The 16359-nt window shown below is 71.4% G+C and carries 13 protein-coding genes; 7 read left to right on the plus strand and 6 right to left on the minus strand.

The features are described from left to right. Positions 1 to 211 precede the first annotated feature (211 nt). Positions 212 to 1615, plus strand: coding sequence for an MFS transporter (locus R9X44_RS33680; RefSeq protein ID WP_319818425.1), 1404 nt, complete (start codon positions 212 to 214; stop codon positions 1613 to 1615). 37 nt (positions 1616 to 1652) lie between these two features. Here R9X44_RS33680 and R9X44_RS33685 read toward each other — a convergent pair whose 3' ends face one another. The 4 genes from R9X44_RS33685 to R9X44_RS33700 are packed head-to-tail and all read right to left on the minus strand — an operon-like array spanning position 1653 to position 5443. Continuing rightward, a complete protein-coding gene (locus tag R9X44_RS33685) occupies positions 1653 to 2687 on the minus strand; it encodes an ABC transporter ATP-binding protein (protein ID WP_319818426.1) in 1035 nt (344 codons plus the stop codon). A 32-nt stretch (positions 2688 to 2719) separates the two neighbouring features. Continuing rightward, positions 2720 to 3490 (minus strand): ABC transporter permease, encoded by a 771-nt coding sequence (locus R9X44_RS33690; protein ID WP_319818427.1) that lies wholly within the window; start codon positions 3488 to 3490, stop codon positions 2720 to 2722. Further along, on the minus strand, positions 3483 to 4355 hold the full coding sequence (locus tag R9X44_RS33695) for an ABC transporter permease (RefSeq protein ID WP_319818428.1): 873 nt from the start codon (positions 4353 to 4355) through the stop codon (positions 3483 to 3485). The genes R9X44_RS33690 and R9X44_RS33695 overlap by 8 nt, the downstream gene beginning before the upstream one ends. Continuing rightward, positions 4352 to 5443 (minus strand): spermidine/putrescine ABC transporter substrate-binding protein, encoded by a 1092-nt coding sequence (locus R9X44_RS33700; protein ID WP_319818429.1) that lies wholly within the window; start codon positions 5441 to 5443, stop codon positions 4352 to 4354. The genes R9X44_RS33695 and R9X44_RS33700 overlap by 4 nt, the downstream gene beginning before the upstream one ends. Before the next feature lie 137 nt (positions 5444 to 5580). On the opposite strand from R9X44_RS33700, the gene R9X44_RS33705 reads away from it, so the two are divergent. Both R9X44_RS33705 and R9X44_RS33710 read left to right on the plus strand, forming a co-directional pair. Then, on the plus strand, positions 5581 to 6582 hold the full coding sequence (locus tag R9X44_RS33705) for a hypothetical protein (RefSeq protein WP_319818430.1): 1002 nt from the start codon (positions 5581 to 5583) through the stop codon (positions 6580 to 6582). Continuing rightward, a complete protein-coding gene (locus R9X44_RS33710) occupies positions 6582 to 7511 on the plus strand; it encodes an SIS domain-containing protein (RefSeq protein ID WP_319818431.1) in 930 nt (309 codons plus the stop codon). Before R9X44_RS33705 ends, R9X44_RS33710 begins: the two co-directional genes overlap by 1 nt. A gap of 110 nt (positions 7512 to 7621) precedes the next feature. Here the strand turns inward: R9X44_RS33710 and R9X44_RS33715 are convergent, their stop codons facing one another. Continuing rightward, positions 7622 to 8293 carry a helix-turn-helix domain-containing protein gene (locus R9X44_RS33715; RefSeq protein WP_319818432.1) on the minus strand — a complete coding sequence of 224 codons (672 nt, stop codon included), beginning with the start codon at positions 8291 to 8293 and terminating at the stop codon, positions 7622 to 7624. A 108-nt stretch (positions 8294 to 8401) separates the two neighbouring features. Here R9X44_RS33715 and R9X44_RS33720 point away from each other — a divergent pair, with 108 nt between their 5' ends. From R9X44_RS33720 to R9X44_RS33730, 3 genes are read left to right on the plus strand one after another with little or no spacing between them, the layout of a single operon-like run. Then, positions 8402 to 9700 (plus strand): glycosyltransferase, encoded by a 1299-nt coding sequence (locus tag R9X44_RS33720; RefSeq protein WP_319818433.1) that lies wholly within the window; start codon positions 8402 to 8404, stop codon positions 9698 to 9700. Continuing rightward, positions 9697 to 11079, plus strand: coding sequence for an FAD-dependent oxidoreductase (locus R9X44_RS33725; protein ID WP_319818434.1), 1383 nt, complete (start codon positions 9697 to 9699; stop codon positions 11077 to 11079). Before R9X44_RS33720 ends, R9X44_RS33725 begins: the two co-directional genes overlap by 4 nt. An 18-nt stretch (positions 11080 to 11097) precedes the next feature. Further along, entirely contained in the window at positions 11098 to 12504 is a 1407-nt protein-coding gene (locus tag R9X44_RS33730; RefSeq protein WP_319818435.1) for an aminobutyraldehyde dehydrogenase, read from the plus strand. Positions 12505 to 12516: 12 nt separating this feature from the next. Here R9X44_RS33730 and R9X44_RS33735 read toward each other — a convergent pair whose 3' ends face one another. Further along, positions 12517 to 15201, minus strand: a complete 2685-nt coding sequence (locus R9X44_RS33735; RefSeq protein WP_319818436.1) for an HAD-IC family P-type ATPase — start codon at positions 15199 to 15201, stop codon at positions 12517 to 12519. 255 nt (positions 15202 to 15456) lie between these two features. On the opposite strand from R9X44_RS33735, the gene R9X44_RS33740 reads away from it, so the two are divergent. Beyond that, on the plus strand, positions 15457 to 16350 hold the full coding sequence (locus R9X44_RS33740) for an alpha/beta hydrolase (protein ID WP_319818437.1): 894 nt from the start codon (positions 15457 to 15459) through the stop codon (positions 16348 to 16350). The last annotated feature ends 9 nt before the right edge of the window (positions 16351 to 16359 follow it).

The following is a 16359-nucleotide window of genomic DNA, read 5'->3' on the forward strand; positions in this document are numbered from 1 at the left end:
TCCTGTTTCCCGGTGTCTCATGTTCCCGGTGTCTCATGTTTCCCGGTGTCCCGTGCCGGGACTTTCGCCCGTGGATCACGGGACTTCCCGACATGTTCGGCTGCCGTGTGGTGATTTTCCGGGGATTTACATACTCGTGCTTGCCCCCGTGACGGCCCATGCCCGATGCTCCCTAGGGAAACATCGTTTCCTTCTGTAGAACGGGATGTGCATGAGCGCCGTCAGCGACCCTCCCCAGCCCGGAACCCGAACCGTCGAGATCACGGCCTATCCGGGCCGGCCGCCCGTCGCCGTCGACCCCGACCGCACGGCTCCGTTCGGCTGGTGGCCCGCCATAGTCATCGCGCTCGTCGCGCTCATCGACCGGGTCGAGGCCAACCTCATGGCCGGGGCACTGCCCAAGATCCAGGAGGAGTTCGGCTTCTCCGACACCGCGGGAGGCGCGATCGCCACCGCCGCCGCCGTGGCGGGCGTGGTGCTCCTCATCCCCGCGGGACGGCTCGCCGACCGCGGCCGCCGCAACTGGACGGTCGCGCTGGTCGTCGCGATCTGGTCGCTGCTCACGGTCGGCTCGGGACTGGTCCACTCCTACGCGATGCTGTTCGCGGTCCGGGTACTGCTCGGAGGAGCGGGCCTGCTCTACAACCCCTCCGGATCCAGCCTTCTCGCCGACTACTACCCGGGCCGTAGCCGCGCCCGGGCTTACGGGCTCGAGCGGTTCGCCTACTTCTCCGGTCTGCCTCTGGGCATCATGGCGGGCGGTCTGCTTTCGCAGACCATCGGCTGGCGTGCCATGTTCTTCGTCGTCGCCATCCCCGGCGTCCTCATCGCCCTCGCCTGCCTGACCGTCCGCGAGCCGGTCCGTGGGCTCGGCGACCGGATCGAGGCGGCCAGGACCGTCAAGTCCGAGCCAGAGCCCGAGGAGGCCCCCAAGGGGCCGCAGGAGCCGCTGCTCGACCAGCTGCGCGGCCTCCTGCAGATCAAGACGCTGCGTTCGGTCGTGCTCGGCCTGTCCGTGCTGTTCTTCGGCCTCGGCGGCCTCTACTACTGGATGCCGAGCTACTACGAGCGCACCCACGGCCTTGCCGAAGGCGCGGCCGCGGGCATCTCCGGCGGCGTCGGCCTGCTCGGCATGATCATCGGCACCCTGCTCGGCGCGCGCTACGGCGACCGGCTGCACGGCAGGTCGAGCGGCTGGCGGGTGCACTTCGGCGCGATCGGCGTCGCCATCGGCACCATCGGGCTCGCCGGGACCGTCCTGCTGTCCGACTTCCTCATCGTGCAGACCGTCTTCTACTGCGTGTCGAACATCGGGTTCAGCATCGCGATCCCCAACCTGACCGCCGCCAACGCCGACGTCGTCCCGACCGACCGGCGCGGCCTCGGCTTCGCCGTCCTGCAGTTCCTGGTCACCCTCAGCGGCTCGACGGGGCCGCTCCTGGTCGGCGCGGCCTCCGACCTCACCGGGTCGCTGCGCGGCGCGTTCGGGGTCCTGCTCATCCCGCTGGTGATCGGCACCGCCATCACCTTCACCGGACGCCGCCACTACGACGGCGACGCCGCGGCGGCCGTCGCACGGCAGCAGACGGCTCCGCAGGAGCCGGGCAAGGACTGACGCGCCGGAGAGCCCGGCCCGCGCGTCCGTCGGCCGCTCAGCCGACCAGGACGGCCTTGCCGGGCTCCCAGCCGAGTCTGACCTCCGCGCCCTGCGTGACGGGGGCCGCGCCCGCCGCCGACACCTCGACCGGACGCTCAAGGCCCTCGACCGCGACCGCCACCCGCGACCGTCCGCCGAAGAAGCTGCTGTCCACGACGGTGCCCGAGAGCGTCCCGGAATCGCCGAGGACGAGGTGTTCCGGGCGGATCGCCAGGTCGGCGGGCCCGCCCGTGGGCGCGTCCTTCGGGACCTCGCACGGCAGCACGCCGACGCCGGGCACCGCGACGCCGCCGTCGGTGAGGGTGCCGTGGAACAGGTTGTTCGCCCCGACGAAGTCGGCGGTGAACCGGGTCCTCGGCCGCTCGTACAGGTCGACGGGCGCGTCGATCTGCTCGACGCCGCCGTCGTTCAGGACGGCGATCCTGTCGGCGAGCGACATCGCCTCCTCCTGGTCGTGCGTGACGACCACGAAGGTGATGCCGACCTCGTTCTGCAGCCTCTTCAGCTCGATCTGCATCTCCGCCCTCACCTTCTTGTCGAGCGCGGAGAGCGGCTCGTCGAGGAGGAGCAGGCGAGGGCGCTTCACGATCGCGCGGGCCAAGGCGACCCGCTGCCTCTGCCCTCCCGACAGCTGGTCAGGGCGGCGCTTGGCCGCGCCGCTGAGGCCGATGGTCTCCAGGACGTCGGCTACACGCTCGCGTATCTCGGCCTTGGGCAGCTTCTCCCGCTCAAGCCCATAGGCGATGTTCTTCTCCACGCTCATGTGCGGGAACAGCGCGTAGCTCTGGAACATCAGGTTCACCGGACGGCGGTGCGGCGGCAGCGCGAGCAGGTCGGCGCCGTCGAGCAGCACCTCGCCGGAGTCGGGCCGCTCAAATCCGGCGAGGATGCGCAGCAGCGTGGTCTTGCCGCAGCCGGACGGGCCGAGCAGCGCGAAGAACTCGCCCTGGGCGATGTCGAGGCTGACGCCGTCGAGCGCGGTGACGTCGCCGAACCGGCGGGTCACGCCGCGGACGCTGACGAGGGTCATCGGGGGCTCCTTAGCGCGGGGAGAGGCGGGTTTCATCGCAGGGCGTCGGTCAGGCGGGTGACGCGCTGGACGGCGACGACCGCGGTGAAGCTCACCACGAGCAGGACCGTCGCGAGCGCGTTGATCTCGGGGGTGACGCCGAAGCGGACCATCGAGTAGATGACGATCGGCAGGGTCGGGTCCTTGGGACCCGCGGTGAAGAACGCGATGACGAACTCGTCGATCGACAGGGTGAAGGCGAGCAGCGCGCCCGCGACGATGCCGGGCATCAGGCCGGGCAGGGTGACGCGGACGAACGTGGTGAAAGCGCCCGCGCCGAGGTCGCGGGACGCCTCCTCGAGCGAGGTGTCGGCGTGGCTGAGCCTGGTCCGCACGACCGTCGCGACGAACGCCATCCCGAAGACGGTGTGCGCGGCGAGGATCGAGTGCAGGCCGAGCGTCGCCTTGACCGCCGAGTAGAACGCGAGAAGGCCGATCGCGAGGACGAGGTCGGGCAGGATCGCGGGCAGCGTCGCCAGCGCGCCGAGCGCCTTGGAGCGGGTGTGCCTGGCGATCCCGACGGCGAGCAGAGTGCCGAGGACCGTCGCGAGCACCGTCGAGCCGGCCGCGACGATCAGGGTGTTGACGAGCCCTTCGCGGATCTTCTCGTCGCGCGCCAGCTCGCCGTACCAGGACGTGGTGAAACCGCCCCACGTGTAGGGCGTGTCGGCGGCGTTGAACGACATGACGACGAGCACCGCGATGGGCGCGTACAGGAACAGGTAGGTCAGCCAGAACGGCGCGAACGCCAAGCGACTACGCACGGTCGCCCTCCCCCGAGTAGCGGCGCGACGCCCACGCCTGCGCCATCAGCAGCACGACGAGGACCGCGACGACGCACAGGACGAGCACCGAGCCGAACGGCCAGTCGCGCGCCTTGAGGAACTGGTCGCGGATCAGGGTGCCGACCATCGCCGACTGGCCTCCGCCGAGCAGTTCGGGCACGACGAAGTTGCCGAGGCTCGGCACGAACACGAACACGCAGCCGGTGAGGACGCCCGGCAGCGTCAGCGGGAGCGTCACCGACACGAACGTGCGGACGGGTCCCGCGCCGAGGTTGGCCGACGCCTCGCCGAGCTGCGGGTCGAGCCGCTCGATCGCCGAGTACAGCGGCAGGATCATCAGCGGCAGGTAGGCGTACAGCAGGCCGGTGATCACCGCGCCGTCGGTGTAGAGCAGCTCGAGCGGCTTGTCGATCAGGCCGAGGTCGCCGAGCGCGGAGTTCACCACGCCCTGCGAGTTCAGCAGCACGATCCACGCGTAGGTGCGGATCAGGAAGTTCGTCCAGAACGGCAGGACGACGGCGATGAGCGCGAGCGTCTTCCACTTGGGCGGCAGCTTCGCGATCACGTACGCCGTCGGGTAGCCGAGCAGCAGTGCCGCGACCGTGGTGAGCGCGGCGACCTGGACCGAGTGGACGAGGACGTCGACGTAGAGCGGGTCGGCGACGCGGGTGAAGTTCTCGGCGGTGGCCTCGTACACGATCCCGCCGAACCGCCCGCGCTGGAAGATCGTGTAGCTGAGGATCAGGCCGAGCGGGACGACCATGAACACGAGCAGGTAGGCCAGCCCGGGGCCGAGCAGCACGAGCGGCTCGGCCCTGGGACGGACACGGCGGAGCGACCTCACCGCGCGGTGACCTCGGTGACGATCCTGGTGTAGACGGGGGCGGCCTCGCCCAGGTCCACGAGGCTCTCCTGCTTGAGCAGGTCGGCCGGGCTCATCTCCAGGTGCGGGTAGTCGGCGACGAGCTTGGCGTCAAGGGACTCCATCGCGGCCTTGTTGGGGACCTTGTACATGATGTTCTGCGCGGCCCAGGCGTGCACCTCGGGGTCGAGGATGTAGTCGATCAGGGCGTGCGCGGCCTCCTTGTTCTTGGAGGACTTGAGGATCACCATCGTGTCGACCCAGAGGTCGCTGCCCTCCTTGGGCACGGTGAAGGCGATGTTCTTCTCGGTGGTCGGGCACCAGCCGTCCCACGCCTCGACGAGCGCGGCCTCACCGGACTTGAGCCGGTCGCCGAACGTGGTGTCGTCGAAGGCCAGGAGGTTCGGCTTGGCCTTGACGAGCAGTTCCTTGGCCTTGGCCAGCTCGCCCTCGTCCTGGGTGTTGGCGGAGAAGCCGAGCGACTTCTGGGCCGGGAGCAGCATCCACCGCTCGGTGCCCAGCATGGTGATCTTCTTCTTCAGCTCGGGCTTGGGCTGGAGCAGGTCGTTCCAGCTGTCGGGCTCGTAGCCGGTCAGGTCCTTGCGGTAGCACAGGCCCGTGGTGCCCCAGGTGTAGGGCACGGAGATCTTGTTGCCCGGGTCGTAGGCGAGCTTCGTCGCCTCCGGGTACAGGTTCTTCAGGTTCGGGACGAGATCGGCGTGGATCGGCTCGAGCAGGCCCTGTTCGGCGAGGGCCTGGGCGAACTGGCCGGAGACGAAGGCGACGTCGACGCCGCTGTCACCGCCCGCGGTGAGCTTGGCGATGATCTCCTCGTTCGTGGCGTGCTCGGTCACGGTGACCTCGGCGCCGGTCTTGTCCTTGAACTTCGCGGGCAGGTCCTCGGGCATGTACCCGGCCCAGTTCGACAGCGTCAGCGTCTGCTTGCTGAGGTCGGCGTTCGCGTCGAGGGCGTCGGGCGCGGCGGGCCCGTCGGCGGAGCCGCCGCCGCACGCGGCGGCTGAGAACAGGGCGAGGGCAGCGGTGATCGTGACGGCCGACAGGCGCAGCATGGCCGTACCACCTTCCGGTTCGGGGGTCATCGGATGGGGGGCGAGTCTTGCATCTGAACTCAACATGGACAAGACTCAAAGACCGCAGATGACGTTTAATTCTTGTTACGGGTTTGAAGTTGGATTCAGTAGAACTGATGAAACGGCTCGGGCTCGACGGGCCCTTCGGCACCGCCGACTTCGGCCCGCTGCCGCCCCTTCCCGACCCTCCCGAGGGCCTTGCCGAGCGGGCGATCACCGTCGACCAGACCAACCGGTCGGTGGTCGTCGGTGAGCGCCTCGTCGTCAAGTGGTTCACGCCGCCCGCGCCGCCGCCCCAGCCGGGGCTCGCGGTGCTGCGGCACCTCGCCGAGGCGGGGTTCACCAGGACGGCGCGGCCCTACACGGCGGTCTTCGACCCCTCCGGGGCGCTGCTGGCGCTGGTCATGGACTACCTGCCGGACGCCGAAGACGGGTGGGACTGGTGTGTGGACGCGGCCGTCGCGGGAGAGGCCGTCGGGGAACTGCTCGGAGAGCTGATCGCTGATCTGCACGCGGCTTTGGCGACGCCCACGGCGTCGGCTCCCGAACCCGTCACCACGGGGGCGCCTTCGGGGCTGCATGCGCGCGCGCTTGAGGCCCTGGAGGAGGCGCGGGGCCTGACCGGGGAAGACTGGTCGGAGTCCTGGACGGGTCCGCTGCGCGAGGCGTTGGAGCCGTTGAGGGAACCGTCGGAGACGGTCCTCATGGGCATCCACGGGGACCTCCACGTGGGGCAGGTCCTGCGCTGGCGCGATGGGCACGCGGTGATCGACTTCGACGGCAACCCCGTCGTGGCGGCCGACGGAGGGGCGGGGCATCCCGCCGCACGTGACGTCGCCCAGTTCCTGCTGAGCCTTGAGCACGTGGGACAGGTCGCGTCCTACCGGCGCGGCCACGACGCCTCGGCCTGGGTGCGCGACAACGTCGCGGCCTTCCGCGCCGCCTACACCGGGCGTCTTGCGGCCCTCGGACAGTCCCGGCTCTTCGACGAGCGGCTCGTCGCGCCGTTCTCCGTCGAGCAGGAGTGCCGTGAGCTCGTGTACGCGGCGCGGTTCCTGCCGCGCTGGCGGTACGCCCCGCTGGGCGTGCTGCGTTCCTGGTTTCCCGAAGGAGAGTGATGTACCCCGATCTGTTCCGCGCCGACCTTGCGGCCAAGCCCTCGGCGCTCGCGGACCTCGCCGCGTCCCTGCGCGCGGAGAACCCGTTCGCAGGGCTCGGCGACGTACGGCGTGTGGTGTTCCTCGGCATGGGGAGCTCCCGGTACGCCGCAGGGGTCGCCGCGTTGCGGCTGCGCAGGGCGGGGATCGACGCGGTCGCCGAGTACGCGTCGGCGCTCCCGTACCGTCCCGGGCCCGGCACCGTCGTCGTGGCGATCTCCGCGACGGGCGGGAGCCGCGAGGTCCTTGACGCGCTCGCCGAACACGAGGGGCACGTCGCGCTGACGAACGTCGAGGGCTCGCCGGTCACCGAGGGCGCGCGCCTCGTCGTCCCGATGCTGGCCGGGCCGGAGAAGGGCGGGGTGGCGTGCCGGTCGTTCCAGCACACCCTCGGTCTGCTCCTCGCGCTCGAGGAGCACCTGACGGGACGGCCCCTGAACGTCCCTGAGCTGCTGCTGAGGGCCGCCGACGCCTCGGCCGACCTCCTTGAGCGGCGCTGGCTCGACGCGGCCCTCGAGCTGCTTGACGGCCCGGACGGCCTGTACGCGATCGCGCCCGCCGAGCGGCTGTCGTCGGCCGAGCAGTCGGCGCTGATGGTCCGCGAGGGGCCGCGCAGGGTCGCCGACGCGTGCGAGACGGGCGACTGGGCGCACGTCGACGTCTACCTCACCAAGACCCGCGACTACCGCGCGCTGCTCTTCCCCGGCTCCCGGTACGACGCCCAGGCGATGGAGTGGGTCACCCAGCGGAACTCGACGGTGCTCGCCGTGGGCGGCGAGGTCGAGGGCGCGCGGGCGTCGGTGCGTTACCCCGGCGACGCCGACCCTGACGTGGCGCTGCTGACCGAGACCCTCGTCGCGGAGCTGATCGCCGCCGCCTGGTGGAACTGACGCGCGGCCGACGTCGCGTGCAGCGGTAACGATGGAGCCCTCCCCAGGTCCCGGGGAGGGCTCCATCGTTAAATCGACGTTAATTGAATCTTGCTTCAAAAACGGGTGGATCAGCTAGGCGCGGGATCGGCCTTCGGCGCGCGCTGACGGGTCCGTCGCACGGGCGGCTTGGCGAGCGCTCCCGGCAGCGGGTGCCCGGTCGCCTGGCGCGCGTAGTCGAGGATCAGCTCGGTCGCCTCATCGGTGCCGATCATGGGGTGGCGCGCGACGATCCGGTAGCCGTAGGCGTCCTCGAGGGCGACGAGGTTGCGCGAGATCGTCTGGGAGTCGCCGCTCAGGGTGAACACGCCCTGGGCCGCGCCGGTCTCCAGGATCAGCTGGTACATCGTCACCTGGCGGTCGAACAGCGTGGTCAGCAGCGTCGCGTAGACCCGGTTGCGGCCCGCCGAGCCGCCGAGCTCGCACAGCAGCCGCACGTCGGCGTCGTCGGGGCCGGACGGCAGGCCCGAGCGCACCGTGACCACGAGTTTCTCGGCGGGGTCGGCGATGCCCGCGATCTTCTTCATGCGCTGGTCGTAGAAGCGCTCCATGCCCGCGTGGTGCGCCTCGAGCAGCAGATCGCTCAGTTCCGGGTAGTGATAGAGCACGGCGCCCGACGTCAGGCCCGCCTCCTCGGCCACCTGGCTGAGATGGACCGCGTCGGTGCCGTACTGCACCATCGCCCGCCGGGCGGCCTCGATGAGGTCAAGCCGTCGCTCGGTCTTCCTCTTACGCGTGACCATGGTCCTCATTCTCGGTCGTCCCAGGTGTTGACGGACTGCCCCTGATGCTATTTGAATCAACCTTCAGAAAGAACCCCTCCCCCGCACCTCCGTCTCCAGGGAGTCCGCATGGCCGAGAACACCGGGACCGAGCAGAAGCTGACGGTCCTGTTCATGCCGGAGAGCGCCTACGGGCCCACCAACAACTGCGTGGGCATAGGCGCGGTCCTGCGCGCCCGTGGCCACCGCGTCGTCTTCGCCGCCGAGGCGTCCTGGGCGGGCAAGCTCGCCCCGCTCGGCTTCGAGGAGGACCTCGTGGACCTCGCGCCGCCGCCCGAGGAGGAGGTGGAGCTCGACGCCGGGCAGTTCTGGAAGGACTTCATCCGCGACTCCGCGCCGGAGTTCCGCAAGAGCACCTTCGAGCAGCTCGACACCTCGGTCCGGCCGATCTGGGAGGAGCTGATCGCCGGCGCGAAGTACTGCGAGCCGCAGCTCAAGGAGATCATCGCGCGGGTCAAGCCGGACGTCATCATCGAGGACAACGTCATCACGTTCCCCGCGCTGGAGACGGCGGGCGTCCCGTTCGTCCGGATCGTCTCGTGCAACCCGCTCGAGGTCCCCGACGCGGGCATCCCGCCGGTCTTCTCCGGCCTCCCCCAGGACGACACGTCCGAGTGGGCCGCCTTCCGCGCCGAGTACGACCGCACCCACCGCGAGATCTGGGAGTCCTACAACGCGTGGGTGATCGAGCAGGGCGCGGAGCCGCTGCCCGACCTCGAGTTCATCCACGAGGGCGCGCTGAACCTGTACGTCTACCCCGAGATCGCCGACTACCCGCGTGAGCTCGGCCCGACCTGGCACCGGCTCGACTCCTCGGTGCGCGGCACCGACGAGCCCTTCGAGCTGCCCGACGGCCTCAAGGACGGCGAAGGCTCCCTCATCTACTTCTCCCTCGGCTCCCTCGGCAGCGCCGACGTCGACCTGATGCGGCGGGTCATCTCCGTCCTCGGCCGGACACCGCACCGCTACATCGTCTCCAAGGGCCCGCTGCACGCCGAGATCGACCTTCCCGCCAACATGTGGGGCGCGGAGTTCGTCCCGCAGACGAAGGTCATCCCGCTGGTCGACCTCGTCATCACCCACGGCGGCAACAACACGACGACCGAGAGCCTGCACTTCGGCAAGCCGATGGTCCTGCTCCCGCTGTTCTGGGACCAGTACGACAACGCCCAGCGCGTCCACGAGCTCGGCCTCGGCGTCCGGCTCGACACCTACAAGTTCACCGACGCCGAACTCTCCGGCGCGATCGACCGGCTGCTCGGCGACGCCGCGCTGCGCGAGAGGCTGGCCGCCGAGGGCGCGCGCATCCGCGAACGCGACGGACTCGCCCTGGCCGCCGACCTCATCGAACGCACGGGCCTGGCATGACCGTCAGCGCGCTCACCCCGACCGTCTTCTGGACCGACAGGCCCGGCAGGCCCGGACCGTTCCCCGCGCTCACCGGGTCGGCGACCGCCGACCTCGTGGTCGTCGGCGGCGGCTACACCGGCCTGTGGGCCGCGATCCTCGCCAAGGAGGAGAACCCCGGCTGCGACGTGCTGCTGCTCGAGTCGGCGACGCTCGGCTTCGGCGGCAGCGGCCGCAACGGCGGCTTCATCTCCGACTCCCTCACCCACGGGCTCTCGCACGGCGTGTCCCTGTGGGAGAAGGAGATGCCCGAGCTCATCAGGCTCGGCCGCGAGAACCTCGCGGAGTTCGCCGCGACCCTCGACCGGCACGGCCTCGACGCCGGGCTGCACCTCAGCGGCAAGACCACCATCGCGGTCGCCCCGCACCAGGTCGGCGAGCTCCGGGCGCTGGAGAAGCTGCACCTCGACTACGGCGACGACGCGGTCTGGCTCGACGCCGCGGAGATGCGCGCCGACGTGGACTCCCCCACGTACCTCGGGGGCCTGCGCGTCCGCAACACCGGAGGGCTGGTCGACCCGGGCAGGCTCGTGGACGCCCTCACAGAACTCGCCATACGTCTTGGCGTACGCGTCCACGAGCGGACCGCCGTACTGGACTTCACCCGGACGCCGTCCGGCGTCGCCGTCACGACGGACAAGGGGTCGGTGCTCGCGGGGCAGGCGCTCATCGCCACCAACGCCTATCCCGCTCCGCTGCGCCGCCTGCGCCACCTGGTACTGCCGGTGTGGGACTACGTCCTGGTGACCGAGCCTTTGACGCCGTCGCAGCTCGCCTCCCTCGGCTGGCGTGAACGGCAGGGCCTCACCGACGCGGGCAACCAGTTCCACTACTACCGGCTCACCTCCGACGACCGGATCCTGTGGGGCGGCTACGACGCCATCTACCACCGGGGCGGCGGCACCGGCGAGGAACTCGCGTCCCGCGACTCCTCCCACGAGCTGCTGGCACGCCACTTCTTCACGACGTTCCCGCAGCTCGAAGGGCTGAAGTTCACCCACCGGTGGGGCGGCGCGATCGACTCGACGAGCCGGTTCACCGCGACGTTCGGGACCGCGCTCGGCGGACGCGTCGGCTACGCCGTCGGGTACACCGGCCTCGGCGTCGGCGCGTCGCGGTTCGGCGCGGCCACCGCGCTCGACCTGCTCGCCAGACGCGACACGCCGCGCACGCGGCTGGAGATGGTGCGCAGGCCGCCCATACCGTTCCCGCCGGAGCCGCTGCGCTGGCCCGTCGTGGAGTACACCCGGCGGCAGATCGCCCGCGCCGACGAACGCGAGGGCAGACGCGGCCCCTGGCTCGCCCTGCTCGACCGCTTCGGCGTCGGCTTCAACTCCTGACCAGCGAAAGACATACCTGTGCGTACCCTGATCAACCCGGCGACCGGCGAGTCCTTCGCCGAGCTCGCCGACACACCAGTCGCCGCCATCCCCGCGATCGTCCGACGGGCCCGCGCCGCCTACGAGACATGGCGTGACAAGACGCCGGGCGAACGCGCCCTCGTCCTGCTGCGCCTCGCGGACCTGCTCGAGGCGAACGGCGAGGAGCTGACCCGCCTCGAGGTCGCCGACACCGGCAAGCCCGCGCCGGTCTTCGCCGACGGCGAGCTGCCGTTCTCCGCCGACAACCTGCGCTTCTTCGCCGGGGCCGCGCGCTCCGTCGACGGGACCGGCGCGGGCGTCTTCAGCGCCGGATACACCTCGATGATGGTGCGGCGGCCCGTCGGCGTCGTCGCGTCGATCGCGCCGTGGAACTTCCCGCTCGTCATGGCGGTGTGGAAGCTCGGACCCGCGCTCGCGGCGGGCAACGCCGTCGTCATCAAGCCCGCGCCCGCGACCCCGCGCAGCACGCTGCGGCTCGCGGAGCTGATCGCCGAGGCCGGCGCGCCCGAGGACCTCGTGCAGGTCGTGCTGGGCGACGCCGAGGTCGGCGCGGCGCTCGTCGCCGACCCCGGCGTCGACATGGTGAGCGTCACCGGCTCCACCACGACGGGCAAAGCGGTCATGGCGGGCGCGGTCGACGGCGTCAAGCGCGTGCACCTCGAGCTCGGCGGCAAGGCCCCCGGCCTTGTGTTCCCCGACGCCGACCTCACCGCGATGGCGCACGGCCTCGCCATGGGCACCACCTACAACACCGGCCAGGACTGCACCGCCGCGACCCGCGTCTACGTGCACCGCGACGTGTACGGCGACGCCGTCGACGCGCTGCGCGCCGCGATGGACTCCGTCCGGCCCGGCGACCCGTGGGCCGACGGCACCGACATCGGACCGCTCATCTCCGGCGCGCACCGCGACCGCGTCGACGGGTTCGTCTCCCGGGCGGTCGCCGCGGGCGCGCAGGCGCTCACCGGCGGCTCGCGCGTGGACGGCCCCGGGTTCTACTACCGGCCGACCCTCCTTGTCGGAGCCGCGCAGGACAGCGAGATCGTCCAGGGCGAGGTGTTCGGGCCCGTCCTCGTCGTGCTGCCGTTCGACGACGAGGACCACGCCGTCACGCTGGCCAACGACACCCCCTACGGCCTCGCCTCCTCGGTGTGGACCGCGGACGTGTCACGCGCCCTGCGCGTCACCCACCGGCTCGACGTCGGCGTCACCTGGATCAACGACCACCTGCCGATCGCGTCGGAGGCGCCGCACGGCGGCGTCAAGGGCAGCGGGTTCGGCAAGGACATGAGCCAGGAGTCGCTCGCCGACTACGCCGTCACCCGGCACATCATGATCAAGCACGCGGCGCCCGAGCCGCACAGCTCGTTCCGACCCGCGTGAAATCCGGACCGCTCACGCCCCCGGTTCCGAGGGCGTGAGCGGTCGTGGTCGTTGCGCGAGTTTGAGCAGTTCCACCGCGCCGTAGGCGAGCAGCGCGACGGCGACGGCGTGCAGCCAGTGCGCCGGCGTCAGGGGCGCGGAGCGGAAGACCGTGTTCATGAACGGCACGTAGGTGTAGGCGAGCTGGATCGCCACGAGGGCGACGGCTCCCACGCCCACCCAGGGATTGCGGCGCACACCTCCCCACAGGACGGGCCTGTGCAGCGACAGGCAGGCGAACAGATAGGTCAGCAGGGTCAGGGCGAAGACGTTCACCACGACAGTCCGCGCGACCGGCAGTGACGCGCCCTGGGCCTGCTCCAGGTGGAACAGGCCGTAGGAGCCCGCGAGCAGGATCAGCGAGACCAGCAGGATCCGCAGCACATAGGGCCGCTCGATGAGGGGCGCGGTGGGAGGGCGCGGCGGCCGCAGCATCACGTCGGGATCGCGGGGCTCGACCGCGAACGGAAGGCCGAGGATGAGCACCGCGGTCATGTTCAGCCAGAGCACCTGCAACGGCTCGATCGGCAGTTCCGCGCCGAGGATCACCGCGGCCACGAGCAGCAGGCCGAGGCCGAGGTTGGCGGGCAGCGCCCAGATCATGAACTTGACGATGTTGTCGAAGACGCCGCGACCCTCCTCGACCGCTGCCTCGACGGTGGCGAAGTCGTCGTCGGTGAGGATCATGTCGGCGGACTCCTTGGCCACCTCGGTCCCGGTGACGCCCATCGCCACCCCGATGTCGGCCTGCTTCAGCGCGGGCGCGTCGTTGACGCCGTCGCCCGTCATCGCCACCACCTCGGCGTCGGCGCGCAGCGCGTTCACCAGGCGGAGCTTGTCCTCGGGCGAGACCCTGGCGAACACCGAGGTCCGCGCGGCGAGGGCGGGCAGCTCATGGTCCGGGCACGCGGCGAGCGCCGCGCCGCTCACCGCCTCGCCGCCGCCGAGGCCGATCTCGCCCCCGATCGCGCGGGCCGTCGCCAGATTGTCGCCGGTGATCATCTTCACCTCGATCCCGGCGGTCCGGCACGCCGCGACCGCCGAGACCGCCTCGGGGCGCGGCGGGTCCTGCATCGCCTGGAGGCCGAGGAACGTGAGCGGCGGCGGCTCCTCCCCCAGCGGTCCCTCGTGCCCCAGCGCGCGGGCGAAAGCCAGGACACGCAACGCGCGCCCGCCCAGCGCGGACGCAAGCCGCTCGACCTTCTGCCGGTCCAACGGGACGGTCTGTCCCTTGGCGTCGAGCGCGTCGGCGCAGCGCGCCATGACGCGTTCGGCCGAGCCCTTCACGTAGACCGTCCCGTCGGCGTGCAGGGTCGCCATGTACTGGGCGCGGGAGGAGAACGGGATCACGCCGGTCCGCTCCGGCGGCTCAGGGACCCCTGCCTTGGCGGCGCTCACCAGGAGCGCGCCCTCGGTCGGGTCGCCGATGATCCGCCAGACGCCGTCACCGTCGCGCGCGAGCCCCGCGTCGTTGCAGGCCGCGCCCGCGAGGAACACCGCCTCGAGCGCGGGCAGCGCGGCGGCGTCCACCGGGCTGTCGTGGGCGTCGCGGACCTCGCCTTCCGGGTCGTAGCCGCCGCCCGACAGCGTGTAGGACTCTCCGCCCGCCACCGCGGCGACGACGGTCATCTCGTTGCGGGTGAGCGTGCCCGTCTTGTCCGTGCAGACGACGGTGGTGCCGCCAAGGGTCTCCACCGCCGGCAGCCGCCGCACGATCGCGCCGCGCGCCGCCATCCGCGCCACCCCGAACGCCAGCGTCACCGTGACGATCGCGGGCAGCCCCTCGGGGATCGCGCCCACCGCGAGCGCCACGGCCGTGGTGACCATCCTGGCGACGTCCTGGCCGCGCAGCACCCCGACGGCGAACGTGAACACCGCGAGCACGAGGATCGCGACGGTGACCGCCTTGGTGAAGGCGTCGATCTTGCGGGTGAGCGGGGTGCGCACCGCGGTGGCCGAGCCGACGAGCCGGTTCACCTTGCCGAGCTCGGTGTCGTCTCCCGTGGCCGTGACGACGCCGGTGCCGCTCCCGGAGGTGACGAGCGTCCCGGAGAAGGCCATGTTCCTTCGGTCGCCCAGTCCTTCGCCCGCCGACGCGTCAGGGTCCTTGCCGACCGCGACGGACTCGCCGGTGAGCGCGGACTCGTCCACCGACAGCCGATGCGCCTCGGCTACCCGCAGGTCGGCGGGGACCTTGTCGCCCTCCCCGAGCACCACGAGGTCGCCGCGCACCAGCTCCGCCGACGGCACCCGCACCCGTTCGCCGTCCCGGACCGCGACGGCCTCCTCGGGGGCCATCGCCGCGAGCGCCGCGAGCGCCTTCTCCGCCTTGGCCTCCTGGAGGTACCCGACGAACGCGTTCACCAGCACCACCGCGCAGATGACGACGGTGTCGACGACCTCGCCGAGCAGCGCGGTCACCACCGCCGACGCCAGCAGCACGTAAATGAGCGCGTTGTTGAACTGCTCGGCGAACCGCCGCAGCGCCCCCTTGCCGCGCCCGGCGGAGAGCCGGTTCTCGCCTTCCTCGGCTCGCCGCCGCACGGCCTCGGCACCGCTCAGCCCCACCGCGAGATCCGTCTCGAGCCCCGCGACCACCTCCCCCACCGCGGCGCGGTAAGCCTCGTCCACTTCCACCTCCTGCCCCTCCACTTCCATCCGCCCGTCTCCCGCAGCCCCAAGCCGCCGCAAAACCTCCACCGAGCCCCGACCCTCCGCATCCCGCCACCGGCGACGCGGACCCACGCCGCGCATCCCCGTGACAGGTGTGCAAAAAGGGGTTGAATGTAATGAAAGGGGCGCGCAGGAGGTTAGGGTTGCCTGAGTTCTCGCGGGCTCGGCGAAGCGGAGGTGGCGTGGCCTCCGCGCGGCGGGTCCGCGGAACGCTCCCACGGCTCGGCAGGACGGTGGCGCATGACGCGGCAGGAGCACACGCTCGGCGTGAGCCGGTTCACCGACGTCGGCGGACGGCGGCTGCACCACATGGAACGCGGCTCCGGCGACGTCACCGTGGTGTTCGAGTCCGGGATGGGGTTCTCGCGGTCCTGCTGGGGCCTCGTCGTGCCGGACGTCGCCGCGCACGCCAGGACCGTCGTCTACGACAGGGCGGGCCTCGGCCGCAGCGACGCCGACCCCGAGCCGCGCACCCTGGCCAGGCTCGCCTCCGACCTCTCCGCGCTCCTCGACGCGCTCGACCCGGGCCCCGCGGAGCCTCCGCCTTCGGGCGAAGTCGGACAAGGCAGGTTCGTGCTGGTCGGCCACAGCTGGGGCGGCCTCGTCGTGCGGACCGTCGCGGCGGCAAGGCCCGAGCGGATACGCGGCATCGTGCTGGTGGACCCGACCGACGAGAACTGCGCGCTGTACTTCACGCCCGCCGCCGAACGCAGGTTCAGCAAGGGCGGCGCGGTCACCGTCGCACTCGCGCGGCTCGGCCTCTACCGGCTGGTCGGCGCGCTGTCGCCCGGCAGGGCACAGCCCGCCGACGTGGCCGCCGACCACCGCGCCGAGGACTTCACCGTGCGCGCGGCGCGCGGCCTGCGCGCGGAGGGCACGAGCGGCCTCGCCGACCTGCGCGCGGTCCGCGACGCCCCTCCCCCGCTCGGCGACCTCGACGTGTGCGTCATCTCCGGCACCAAGGCGACAAGGGCCGACCGGGCCAACCGCGCCGCGCTCACCGCCGCCCACCGCGTGACCGCCGCCGCCCACCCGGGCGGGCGGTTCGTGGAGTCGCCGATCTCGGGCCACATGGTGATGTTCAGCGACCCCGCGACGGTGACCGCCGAGATCCTGCGGACCGCCGGGCTCTGACGCCGTCCC

The organism is Actinocorallia sp. A-T 12471 (assembly GCF_033875155.1).
Classification (GTDB): domain Bacteria; phylum Actinomycetota; class Actinomycetes; order Streptosporangiales; family Streptosporangiaceae; genus Actinocorallia.